Origin of the sequence: Sorangium sp. So ce385, from assembly GCF_051474135.1 — a bacterium.
Classification (GTDB): Bacteria; Myxococcota_A; Polyangia; order Polyangiales; family Polyangiaceae; genus Sorangium; species Sorangium cellulosum_D.
This window is the reverse complement of record NZ_CP150337.1, coordinates 7730350-7742200: the sequence shown is the minus strand read 5'-3', so window position 1 is coordinate 7742200 and position 11851 is coordinate 7730350. Positions and strand designations below refer to the sequence as shown.

Annotated in this window: 8 protein-coding genes; 3 read left to right on the top strand and 5 right to left on the bottom strand. The window is 72.4% G+C overall.

Annotated features, from left to right (window positions below):
* The first annotated feature begins 87 nt into the window (after nucleotides 1-87).
* On the top strand, nucleotides 88-1035 hold the full coding sequence (locus WME83_RS28050; protein ID WP_437312764.1) for a hypothetical protein: 948 nt from the start codon (nucleotides 88-90) through the stop codon (nucleotides 1033-1035).
* A 23-nt stretch (nucleotides 1036-1058) separates the two neighbouring features.
* On the opposite strand, the gene WME83_RS28045 is transcribed toward WME83_RS28050, so the two are convergent.
* Nucleotides 1059-2411: a CotH kinase family protein gene (locus tag WME83_RS28045; RefSeq protein ID WP_437312763.1), complete on the bottom strand. Its 1353-nt coding sequence runs from the start codon at nucleotides 2409-2411 to the stop codon at nucleotides 1059-1061.
* A gap of 136 nt (nucleotides 2412-2547) precedes the next feature.
* Here WME83_RS28045 and WME83_RS28040 point away from each other — a divergent pair, with 136 nt between their 5' ends.
* Nucleotides 2548-4314, top strand: a complete 1767-nt coding sequence (locus WME83_RS28040) for an FG-GAP-like repeat-containing protein (protein WP_437312762.1) — start codon at nucleotides 2548-2550, stop codon at nucleotides 4312-4314.
* A 49-nt stretch (nucleotides 4315-4363) separates the two neighbouring features.
* Here the strand turns inward: WME83_RS28040 and WME83_RS28035 are convergent, their stop codons facing one another.
* Nucleotides 4364-5443: an ABC transporter permease gene (locus WME83_RS28035; protein WP_437312761.1), complete on the bottom strand. Its 1080-nt coding sequence runs from the start codon at nucleotides 5441-5443 to the stop codon at nucleotides 4364-4366.
* On the bottom strand, nucleotides 5440-6999 hold the full coding sequence (locus WME83_RS28030; RefSeq protein ID WP_437312760.1) for a sugar ABC transporter ATP-binding protein: 1560 nt from the start codon (nucleotides 6997-6999) through the stop codon (nucleotides 5440-5442). Before WME83_RS28030 ends, WME83_RS28035 begins: the two co-directional genes overlap by 4 nt.
* Nucleotides 7000-7790: 791 nt before the next feature.
* Here WME83_RS28030 and WME83_RS28025 point away from each other — a divergent pair.
* Nucleotides 7791-8315 (top strand): hypothetical protein, encoded by a 525-nt coding sequence (locus tag WME83_RS28025; protein WP_437312759.1) that lies wholly within the window; start codon nucleotides 7791-7793, stop codon nucleotides 8313-8315.
* 114 nt (nucleotides 8316-8429) lie between these two features.
* Here the strand turns inward: WME83_RS28025 and WME83_RS28020 are convergent, their stop codons facing one another.
* Both WME83_RS28020 and WME83_RS28015 read right to left on the bottom strand, forming a co-directional pair.
* Nucleotides 8430-9065 carry a hypothetical protein gene (locus tag WME83_RS28020; protein WP_437312758.1) on the bottom strand — a complete coding sequence of 212 codons (636 nt, stop codon included), beginning with the start codon at nucleotides 9063-9065 and terminating at the stop codon, nucleotides 8430-8432.
* Between the two features lie 1441 nt (nucleotides 9066-10506).
* On the bottom strand, nucleotides 10507-11517 hold the full coding sequence (locus WME83_RS28015; RefSeq protein WP_437312757.1) for an STAS domain-containing protein: 1011 nt from the start codon (nucleotides 11515-11517) through the stop codon (nucleotides 10507-10509).
* Nucleotides 11518-11851: the final 334 nt, after the last annotated feature.

The window sequence follows — 11851 nt, the reverse complement described above, 5'->3', positions numbered from 1 at the left end:
ATCCACGCGATAATGACACAGCCGCCGCCGAATGCCGCAAGCGGAATCCTGCGCAAGCTCTCGATATCTCCCCGGTATCCTCGCGCGTTGCATTCGAGTGGCAAAGCTACAGCGGGGTGGCTTGCGCGGCTCGGGCTCGCGGCGGCGCTGCTCGCCGCGGGCTGCCAGGGCTCGGGGGCGCCGTCGGCGGCGGCGGGGGCGGTGCGGACCGCGGGCTGCCCCCGCTGCGGCGGGGCCGCGCGGGTCGGCGCGCTGCCGCGCGGCGATCTGGACGAGTGCTCCGGTGTGGTCGCCGGTGCGGTGCACCCGGACACGCTGTACCTCCACAACGATTCCGGCGACCGCCCGCGCTTCTTTGCGATCGGGCTTGACGGCGCGCTGCGGGGCGAGGTCGAGGTGGCGGGCGCGCGCGCGGTCGACTGGGAGGGCGCCGCGCGGGGCCCGTGCAGCGCGGGCGGGGGGAGCTGCCTTTGGTTCGGGGACATCGGCGACAACGACCGGGAGCGCGACGGCTACGCGCTCTACGAGGTGAGGGAGCCGGCCGCGCTCGGCGGCGCTCAGCGCGCGGTGGCGGCGGAGGTGATCTCGCTCGCGTACCCCGACGGGAGCCACAACGCGGAGGCGCTGCTGGTCCACCCGGTCACCGGGGCGATCACGGTGGTGACGAAGGTGAAGAAGAAGAAGGAGAGCGCCGGGGTCTACGAGCTCTCGACGCGGCCCGCCGCCGGCCAGACGGCGACGCTCGTCGGCGCGGGCTCGATCGCCGCGCCGGTCGGGAGCCGGCTGTTCACGGGCGGCGACGTGCGCGCGGACGGCGCCGGCGTGCTGCTCCGCACGTACTCGCACGTCTTCTTCTATCCGATGGCGCCTGACCAGACGGTCGCGCAGGCGCTGACCGGCCCGCCGTGCGACATGCCGGCGGCCGACGAGGATCAGGGGGAGGGGATCGCCTGGCTGCCGGGCGGGTGGGACTACGTGACGATCGGCGAAGGGGACGAGGCGCCGATCCACCGCGTCTCCTGCCAGGCGCCCTGAGCGCCGCCCGCGCGGGGCGCCCGTCAGTCGCCGCGCTCCGCGGCGCCGAGCAGGGCCTTCATGCGGCCTCGCATCAGCGACAGGTCGCCCTTGAGGATCGCGACGTCCGAGCGCCACGCCTCCGGGGCGGGCCCGAACGGGTCTTCCTCGACGGCAGCGCGGATGAGCCCCACGTAGCGGTCCACCTGCTCCTCCAGCCGGCCCTCGCTGAAGGGGCCGTCGAGCAGCTCCCGGACGGCGCTCCGGTAGCCGGCGAGATCCTGGCTCAGGGCGCTGAACAGCACGTCGCAGCCGGGCGCGCGCACCTGCTCCTTGCCCTGGTACACCTCGAAGTCCGCGGGGCACATCGCCGGCGTCTCCGTCCAGTGCGGCACCTCGCCGAAGAACTGGAAGCTGCCCCAGCTCAGGGTGTTGTCGAGATCCCACGGGACGAGGCGGAACGTGCCCGAGGACGGCTCTTCGTAGAAGAAGAAGTTGTGGTTCTCGGCCGAGCCCGCGTCGTCGACGTAGAAGGTCGTGATCCCGTCGAAGTTCAGGATCGCGTCGTCGACGGCCATGTAGCGCTGCAGCTCCGCGACGTCGGTCCACGTCGACAGCGCGGCGAGGCGGTCCGCGCCCTCGGCGGACGCGAGGTCGCCCGCGAACGCGATGAACCGCGCGTGCGAGGCGCCCTCCTCGTTGGTCTCGATCCGCTCGTCGTAGTAGCCGGGCTCCTTCGTGATCGGCCAGGCTGCCTTGTAGAGCTTGCCGTCGGGATCCTCGGGGAACCGGTTCTCCGTGAAGGGACCGTCGATCTCCTCCACCATCGCGAAGAGGCCCAGCGGCTCGCCGTTCACGTGCAGCGTGGCCCACGCGCTCCTCGGGGCGACCACGCCCATGTCCCGGTAGAGACCATAGGTGATCCGCTCGTGGAGCTTCGTGGGGTCGCGCATCATGGCATGAAAGTTCAGGCGCTTTTGCCGGTAGAAGCGCTGTTCGTCGACGTATTCGTCGAACTTCACCTTCATGCTGAGCTTCGGGCAGGGGAGCTCTTCCCGCTCCTCGAAGCACATCTCGAGGGTGCCGTAGCCTCCCTTGAAGCGCAGGCCCACGAGGCCCAGGCTGCTGCCCCGGTAGCACGCCTCCGCCTCGACGTACTCCTCATCGCGGGCGTTCGCCTGGAGCGCCGCCCAGACCTCGTCGCGGAGCCGGAAGTCGAAGCGCGGGATGTCGCTGGCCGCGTACAGCGCGTCCGGGTCGCCTTCGGCCACCGCGCGATCCGGCGGATAGCACGGCATCGTCACGGGCTGTCCGCCGTCCCCGGCGGCCTCGTCGCCGCAGCCCGCGCCCAGCGCGGAGACCTGAAGCGCGAGCAAGATACGATAAGTCCTTCTCATGAGCCGCTCCTCGCGGGCGGCGACGATAGTCGTGAGGTCCGCGCGTGTCGACGATCGGCGATCGACGTCGGCGCGCCGCGCGCGCAGGGCGCCAGTTCTTCTTGTCGCCCCTCGCGGCTCGCGTACCCTCGCGGGGATGCGGAGCTCTTTTCCCCTGGGCATCGCGCTCGCGACCCTCTTCCTCGGATGCGCCGATCTCCTCGGGATCGAGGACGTGACCCGCGACCCCGGTCCGGGCGGCGGCGGCAGCGCGACGAGCGCCGGCGGCGGCGGCAGCGCCGGGAGCGGCGGCGGCGGGGGCGACGGGGGCGACGGGGGCGACGGAGGGCGGCTTGCTCCGTCGACGCCGGTCCCGCGGCTGCCGGTCCAGGATGGCCCGGTCGGCTCGATGCTCGTGCCCGACACCCGGAGGCCCACGTTCGTCTGGGAGGCGTCGGCGTCGCCCGCGGGGGAAAGCGTCGAGTACGCCCTCGAGCTCAGCGGAGATCCCTCGTTCTCCGCCCTCCTCGCGACCGAGACGACGGCGGCGACACGCTGGCAGCCGGCCGCCGATCTGGAGGGCTCCGCGGAGCCCCCGGTGGGCCGCCGGGTCTACTGGCGCGTCCGCGCGTGCTCGGCCGGCGCCTGCTCCGAGCCGTCCGCGGTCCGGTGGATCAACGTGGGGCGGGGCCATCACGATCTCAACGGCGACGCCTTCGACGACATCCTCGTGGGCGCGCCCCACTACGCGATCCCGGGGTACATCCCTTGCGGGGCCGCCTACGTGTTCCTGGGCGGCGCGGGCGACAGCGTCGATCCGGCGCAGGATGGGATCCTGGCCGCGGTGAGCCCCAGGACCGGTGGCGCCATCGAGGCGGCGGGCTTCGGCGGCGCCGTGGCGACCGCGGACGTGAACGGCGATGGCTTCGCCGACGCCGTGGTCGCAGGCACGACGTTCGCAGACAGCAAGGGGATGGTCCGCGTGATCTTCGGGAGCTCGTCCGAGCCGGCGACGTGGACGCTGGAGCCGGACATGTCAGGGAGCTTGCCGGGCGATGACCGCAGGTTCGGCCACGCGCTGGCCTCCGGGGACATCAACGGAGATGGCTACGCGGATCTCGTGATCGGCGCGCCGGGAGGCGGCCCCGATCACATCGAGCCCGGGAGCGCGTATGTGTACCTGGGCGGCCCCGAGGCCTTCGACACGGTCGCTGACGCGATGTTCACGGGGGTGCAGAGCGCGAGCGAGTTCGGCGCCTCGGTCGCCTCGGCGGACTTCAACGGAGATGGCTTCTCGGACATCGCCGTCGGGGCGCCTGGCAGCCAGCGCGTCTATGTCTATCTCGCCTCGGACGGCGCGCTCGACACGGTGCCAGACGGCCTCCTCGTGGGCGAGGGCGAGCTCGGGCGCGCGGTGGGCGCGGGCGACGTCAACGGGGACGGCTTCGCCGATCTCCTCGTGGGAGACCCGATGAGGAGCGCGGCCTTCCTGTTCCTCGGCGGGCCGGGGGAGGCGTTCGACACGACCCCCGACCTGGAGCTCCACGGCGAAGCGGCGTCCGATCGGTTCGGTCAGACGGTGTCGTCGAGCGGCGACCTCGACGGGGACGGCTTCGCCGAGATGCTGGTGGGCGCGCCGGAGGTCGGCTTCGCGGGCAAGGCGTACGTGTTCCGCGGCGGAGAGAGCCCCGACACCGAGCCCGACGCCGCCATGAACCCGCGGTACGGGGGCACGGCGGAGACGCAGATCTCGCGCGCCGGCGACTTCAACCGCGATGGGCTCGGCGACGTTGTCGTGGCCTTCGGCGGCGGCAGGGAGGTGCTCGTCTACCTCGGCGGCAGCCTCGGCGACGCGGCGCAGGCCTCCCTGCAGGGCGCGGACGGCATGAGCGACGAGCGCTTCGGCGCGGCCGTGTCGCCCTAGCCGGCGCGGACCGGCGCGGACCGGCGCGCCGCCGCGCGGCGAGTCGCGGCTACCCGGCCCCGGCGGTGGGGGGCGCCTCGAACGGGCGCGGCGGCGCGGCGCTCTCCTCGGCGTGCCGCGCGCGCCGCGCGCGCCGCTGCTCCTGGACGAGGTGCACCGCCTGGTCGAAGACGACCGCGATGAGGATGACGGCGCCGATGATGATGAACGTCCAGTTCGGATCGAGGCGCCAGATGCGCCGCACGCCGTCGTCGGTGTAGCGGATCTGGAACATGTTGATGCCGTTGTCGATGACCCGCATGATGGCCGAGCCGATGAGGATCCCGAGCGCGCTGCCCTCGCCGCCGCGCAGCGAGCAGCCGCCGAGCACGACGGCGGCGATCGCGTAGAGCTCGTAGCCCATGCCGACCTGCTGGGACATCTGGCCGATGTAGGACGCGTAGCAGACGCCGGCGATGCCGCCCGTCGCCGACGAGATCACGTAGGTGAGGACCTCGACCCGGCTCACGTCGATGCCGGAGTACTCGGCGGCCTCGCGGTTGCCGCCGATCGCGACCATGTAGCGCCCGAGCACGGTGAAGTGCAGGACGTAGGCGCCGGCCGCGAGGACGGCGAGGAAGATGACGAGCGGGTAGGGGATCAGCGCGTCGCCGCGGACGTGCAGGAGCCCGCCGTTCGCGAGGCGGAGGAACGGCGAGTCGCCGAAGCTCAGCGTGCCGCCCTCGGCCACCGACTGCGACACGCCGCGGACGAGCAGCATGCCGCCGAGCGTGACGACGAACGGCTGCAGCTTGAGCCGCGTGATGAGAAGCCCCTGCGCGAGCCCCACCAGCACGGCGGCGGAGAGCGCGACCGGCACGCCGACCCAGAGCGGGTAGCCCAGGCACCCCATCCCGGACGACGAGAGCTTGGCGAGCAGGACGCCCGTCAGGCCGATGACCGAGCCGATCGACAGGTCGATGCCGCCGGTGATGATGACGATCCCCATGCCCATGGCGAAGATGCCGAGCATCGAGATCTGCCGGGCCGTGTTGACGACGTTGGACTGCCCGAGGAAGTCGGGGTTCGAGATCCAGAGCCCCGCGCACATCAGGACGAGCACGAGGCCCATGCCCAGCTCACGCTTCATACAGTCTCCTCGCCTCCCGCGGCGCCCGCGCGCCCCGTCATCAGCGCGGCGATGCGCTCCTGGGTCAGCCCCTCGCGCGGGAGCACGCCCGTGATCCGCCGCTCGTGCAGGACGACGACGCGGTCGCTCATGCCGAGGATCTCCTCCATGTCGGAGCTGACCATCAGGAGGGTCATCCCCTCGTCGACCAGCGCGGCCATGTGCCGGTAGATCTCGGCCTTGGTGCCCACGTCGATGCCGCGGGTCGGCTCGTCCAGGATGAGCACGCGGGGCCGCATCGACAGCCATTTTCCGAGGACGACCTTCTGCTGGTTGCCGCCGGAGAGGTTCACCGCCCGCTGATCGAGCCCCTTCGCCTTGATGCGGAGCCGGTCCACCTCGCCCCGCGCGGCGCGGCGCTCGGCGTCGCGGCGGAGCCACCCGAAGCGGCTGAAGCGGGCGAGGCTCGGCAGCGACGTGTTCTCGACGAGGGTCATCGGGAGCACGAGCCCGCGCCGCTTGCGATCCTCGGGCGCGAGGCACACGCCGCGGTCGATGGCGTCGCGCGTGGAGCGCGGCAGGTAGGGCGCTCCCGCGAGCGTCATCGCGCCGCCGAGCGCCCGGGTCGCCCCGAAGATGGCCTGCATCAGCTCGGTGCGCCCGGAGCCGACGAGCCCCGCGAACCCGAGGATCTCGCCGCGGAGCGCGGTGAAGCTCACGCCCGCGGGGGCGCCGGGCACGAGCAGGTCGCGCACCTCGAGCGCGGGCTCGCGCGGCGGGCGCTCGCGCTTCTCCGGGAAGTAGCGGCCGCTGAGCTCCCGCCCGACCATCATCGCGACGATCCTGTCGTGCGTCGCCTCGGCCCGCGGGACGTCGCCGACGTGCCTGCCGTCGCGCAGCACGGCGATCCGGTCGGCGAGGCGCATCACGTCGTCCATGCGGTGGGAGATGTAGAGGACGCCGATCCCCTCGGCGCGGAGCCTTTCGACGATCGCGAAGAGCTCCCGCGACTCGGCCGCGGTGAGCGAGGACGTCGGCTCGTCCATGAGGATGATGCGCGCGTTCACGGAGAGCGCCTTGGCGATCTCGACCATCTGCATCTGCCCCGCGGTGAGCGCCGAGACGGGCGTCGTCTCTGGCAGCGAGAGGCCGACGCGCCTCATCAGCGCCGCCGCCCCCGCGCGGAGCGCGTCGCGCCGGAGCGGGGCCAGGAGGCCGCGCGACCCCTCGTTGCCGAGGAAGATGTTCGCGGCGATGTCGAGGTTCGGCGCGAGCATCAGCTCCTGGTGGATCAGCGCGACGCCGAGGCGCCTCGCGTCGCGCACCCCGCGCAGCGCGACGGGCGCGCCGTCGATGGCGATCTGCCCCTCGTCGGGGGCGAACGCCCCGCCGAGGATCTTCATGAGCGTGCTCTTGCCCGCGCCGTTCTCCCCGACGATCGCGAGCACCTCGCCGGCGCGCAGGGTGAGGGAGACGCCGGCGAGCGCGGTGACGCCCGGGAAGCGCTTGACGATCCCGCGCATCGCGAGCAGCGGGGGAGGGTCGGGCAGGGGGAGCGGAGCGGGGGCGAATGTCATGTGCGGGAGGGGGCTCGGGGGCGGCGGGGCCGCCGCTCGCGCCGCCGGGGTCGCGCTACCTCTTCAGCTCGACGAGCCTGGCCTCGAGCTCCGCGACGTTTTGCTCGTCGATCACGTCGACGCCGGTGTCGACCCTCTTGTTCGGGGGGATGGCGGCCATGGCCGCGTCGCATTGGGTCGCGAGCTCGTGCATCCACGTGCGTTCGACTTCGCTGCATCGGAGTCGAGCGTGATCGGCTTGGTCTTCCCGGCGAGCCATCGACAGGACGGCGAGCGCCGAACACGAGAGCTTCCAGAGACCCTGTTCATGTTTCACGTCAGCTCTCCTCGGTTCGTCCGCGACGAGCGCGCGTCGAGACGATGCCGCCGATCCGCGACATGGGTGAACTCCCGCAGCGATGTTAGCGATTCACCGCGACGATGTCGCGCCTCGTCTGGACGACCCAGGCGGAAACTTCCGGCTCACGTTCGGGTCGGCGCGCCCGAGGGACGAGCCCTGCACGAGCCCGCCTGCCTTGCAGGACAAGCGTTGATACTGCCCTCGATGTGCGGCGCATTACGGCGATTTCGAGGTGCACGTCACCTGCCTGTGCGGTCGTCGCAGACGATGTGTTCGCGCGGCGGCGACGTGGTGCGCGCGAGGCGCACCGGGGGCCGTGTCGGGATGACGCGGACACACCTGGCTGATTCGTGAGGGGGATGGTGAGGGCACACGGGAGCCGCGCGACAATGCGCGCCGCTGCGGAAGTCATGGTTGGATTCACCTGGGAGAACCTCTAGAATCACCCTCCGTGTCATCTCCCAAGCAGGCGCAGAGCGCTTCTTTGTTCCTCTGCGTGACGTTCTTTCCGAACGAGCGGCTGGCCACGGCGGTCTTGCGGCTGGTGTCCAGCTTCTGCGGCCAGGTGCTGGACGACGCGAATGTGAGCTCGCGGTTCTACATGGCCGCGCACGAGCTCGCGGAGAACATCACGAAGTACTCCACCGGGCCTCGCGTCAGCCTCGAGCTCGCGCTGGAGGAGGACGAGCGCTCGCATGTCATGAGGATCCGCGCGCGGAACGAGGCGTCCCCCGAGCGCCTGCGCGAGGTCGAGCGGCGGCTGATGGCGCTGAAGACCGCGAGCGACCCGGTGAAGCATTACGACGATCTGATCACGGAGACGGCGATGATCGACGGGATCTCGGGCCTCGGCCTCGCGCGCGTCCGGGCCGAGGGCGGGCTCGACATGGACTACACGATCGAGGGGAACGAGCTGACGATCACCGCGCACGCGCCGATCGAGCGATGGGGGACGAGCGGCCAGGTCGGCGGGTGAGCCCGTCGCGCGCGGGCCGCTCCGCGCCCGACGCGCGGCGGCTCGGGGCCGCGCTGCGCAGCGGCAGCTCCGCGGGCCGCCGGGCAGGCGAGCCGACGCGCGCCGCGCGCTCGATCAATGACAGGCTCTCTTGAGCCCGGCGTACATGACGTCTTGCTGGCAGAGGAAGTTGCAGCTGCCGACCGGGCCTGGGTCACCGCACCCGACCTCCTCCACCAGGTACACGTTGGATTCGTCCCGGCAGGGCCCGGGGCTCTCGCAGTTGATCGCGGGGATCTGCGGCTCCTCCTGGCCGCTGCAGTCATAATCGAAGCCGCCTCCGGGGCGGATGGGGGTGTCATAGAACGTGTTGGGCTGGTCGGGGTGGACGTGCGCGTGCTTGTCGTTGCAGTCGGTGCCGCCCTCGCACGCGGTCGACGGGTAACCGTCGCCGTCCGCGTCGCAGTCGACCATCCCGCCGCCGCTCCCGCCGGAGCCCGACGTCGCCCCGCCGCTCCCGCCGGAGCCCGAGGCCGCCTCACCCCCACCGCCGCCGCCGGAGGCCGCCGCGCCCCCGCCGCCCGCCGCGCCCCCGCCGCCGCCCGCCGCGTCCCCGCCGCCGCCCGCCGCGTCCGACGACGGGGGGGCGCCCGCGCCGCCGGCGCTCGAGGTCGCCGGCTCGGTGAAGACGACGTCGGGAAAGCTACACCCCCCGCTCAGCGCTGCAGTCGCGGCGGGCAGGGCGACGAGCGCGAGAGCTCGATGAAGCAAGGCCATCCCTGCATTGGAAGGCATGGCTCCCTCCCGCGTCAACGGTCCGCCGAGATGCGCCGTGCGGCCTTCGGATCACTGCACTTGGGTATCGTGTGGAAGTGTCGTACGCGCGCTGCTCGGGGCGATCGAAGGTGTGTCTCGACGCCCACCGAGGCCGCGTTCCGATGGCCACGGCTCCGGCGCGCGGATCCTGGAAGGGACGTCATCGATGGGCTGCGGCGCGCGGCATGTGCGTTGCCGAGGCGCGTCGCCGCATGAAATGCGGCGAGCGTCTGCGGGGGGGCACGGCTCCGCGCCTGTCCGGGTCGGGTCTGGCGGGGAGCCTGATCGCTGCCGGGGTCACCGTCGGTGCGTGCGGGCCGGCGGCGAACGCGCCCTCGCCGATCGCACGAAAGGCCGGAGCCCTCCCGGCGACTGGAGCCGTCGTTCCGAGCGCGGCGGCGCCGCTGGCGGGGCGGGCGCCGTCTCTCGCTGCGATCGGGGCTGCGATGCCGCCTCGCAGCGCGGCTCCCGTCCCCACGCTCGCGTGGCGGCTCGGAGAGTACGCCGTGCGACCCGAGCCGCTCACGCCCGCGCGCACGGAAGCCGAGCTCGGCTGCGACGTCATGGCGGCGGACACCGCGGCTCCGCCGCTCTGGATCATCGATGTGCCGCGGCCCCTGCGGCTGTGGGCCAGCACGGGGCCGTCTCCGTCGCCTGAGCTCACGACCACGCGCGCGCTGCTCAGCGTACAGACGATGTCCGATACCGGCCCAGGGGACGTGCTGGGGTGCGGCCCGGCGCTGTCGGTGGAGCTCGCGCCGGGCAGGTATGCCTTGCGGGGCCGGGTTCGCTCGGCGGAGTACACCGAGTCAGGCGTACCTCCAGGCATCGAGGGGTTCGCGTACCGGATCAGCGAGCTGGCCGATCGCGCCTGTCCGACGGACCTCGCGACCCGCGGTATTCACGATTGGGACGGCGAGTTCCCGTTCGCGGTGGACACCGACCTGGATCTGAACGCCGACGGCGAGCGGGACCTCCGTGTCGAGTACCAGATGGCCTTCACGAACCCCGGTACGCGGCTGCTGGTGAAGGAGGAATACCCGCGCTGCCTGAGGGTGGTGGCCGATTTGCCCGCGCGGCTGCGCCCGCTCCCGACAAGGACGCACGGGTTCTCGGACCTACGGCTCGGCTTCTGGCGGCTTCATCCCGTGGACGGCTTTGGCGGGCGCATGGTGATCGAGTACGACGGCAAGTACGACGCTTCCAGGTCGGCCTACGGCGTGAGCCGATTCGTCCGCTGCCGCGACGGCTACCCAGGTGAATCGCCCGCGGCCGACCGCGAGCGCGAGCGGCTCTGCGAGCGGTGGTTGCGGAGCAACGACGGCAGCGGCGTCTCGTGGTGGACAGCGGCGCAGAGGTCCGCCCTCCGCACTGCTCGCCGTAGCAGGAGGCGCGCTCACCGCCTGCGGGAAGGGGCCTCTCCAGGGAGCTTCGCCGCCGGCCGCGGCGCTTCTCCCCGCTCGTCTCGCTCCGGCGCCGGCCCGCGCCCCGCGGCCGCCGTGCGCCGCGGCGCCGCCCCGCGGCGCGCGGAGAGGGCCCGGGTCAGCCCCTCGGCCAGCGTCGCCGCGGTGGCGAGGCCGCCGAGGTCGATGCCGAGATCGACCAGCGTCCGCGCCAGCGCGGGCGAGACGCCCACGAGCGTGCACGACGCGCCGAGGAGCCGCGCCGCGGTCGCCGCCGAGACGAGCTGCGCGGCGGCCCGCGCGTCGAGCGCCGGCACGCCGGTGATGTCGAGCAGCACCTCCGCCGCCTGCTGCGCGGCGATCGCCTCGAGCAGGCGCTCCAGGAGCGCGCCGGCGCGCGCGTCGTCGATCATGCCCACGATGGGGAGGCAGAGCACGCCGTCCGCGACGCGGATCACCGGGACGCTCATCGCCTGGATCGCGTCCCGCTGCGCCGCGATGAGCCGCACCGTCTCCTCGAGCTCCCGGTTCCGCGCCTCGAGCGACGCCTGGAGCGCGCGCTGCTCCTCGATCAGCGCCTCGTACTTGTGCTGGATCTCGGCCGCCTCCGGGACGGCGAACTGGAGCAGCACGCCCTCGGCGCTGCGCCCGGCGTCGCGCACCGGCACGCCGAAGGCGCAGACCCACACCGCGCCGCCGGCCTTGCCCGGGATATCGACAGCGTCGGTGTCGTAGCTGATCGGCGGGATCGCGACCTCCTCGCCGCGAAAGAAACGCTCGATGTGGGGCATGATGCCGTTGTCGACGAGCTGCTGATCTTCCAGCATGTTGTAGCTCGACTGCAGATACGACTCGCCCGAGGCCCGCCAGAGCGCTTCCCATCCGGCGTTGACGGCGCAGCTCGTGCCGTCCGGCCGGTGGAGCGACACGCTGATACAGCGCGCGCCCATCAGCGCGCGCCACCTGAGCGCGTCCGCCCGCATCGCCTCCATCTCGCGTTCCATCGCTTCCAGGCGGCGAACCAGCTGAGCGCGATCCTCGTCCCCCTCGCGTCGCATACGACGAAGTTTCCCCGAGCGAGGCCGCGGCGTCCAGCGCCGCGCTGGACGAGCGCAAGGCCGCGTCGGGCGGCGTCGGGCCGCGTCGGGCCGCTTCGGGCGGCGTCGGGCCGCGTCATGCCGTGTCGGGCCGCGCGCGCAAATCTTGCGAGCTCAACAATTTTTCGAAGGGCGGAAAGCCATGGCCGCATCCACGCTTCGTCGGCTGATGAGGCCGGCACATCGAGCCTTCGTCTCGATTGTTTTCAGGAGGTTTCATGGTCCCCGGCCCATCTTGCTC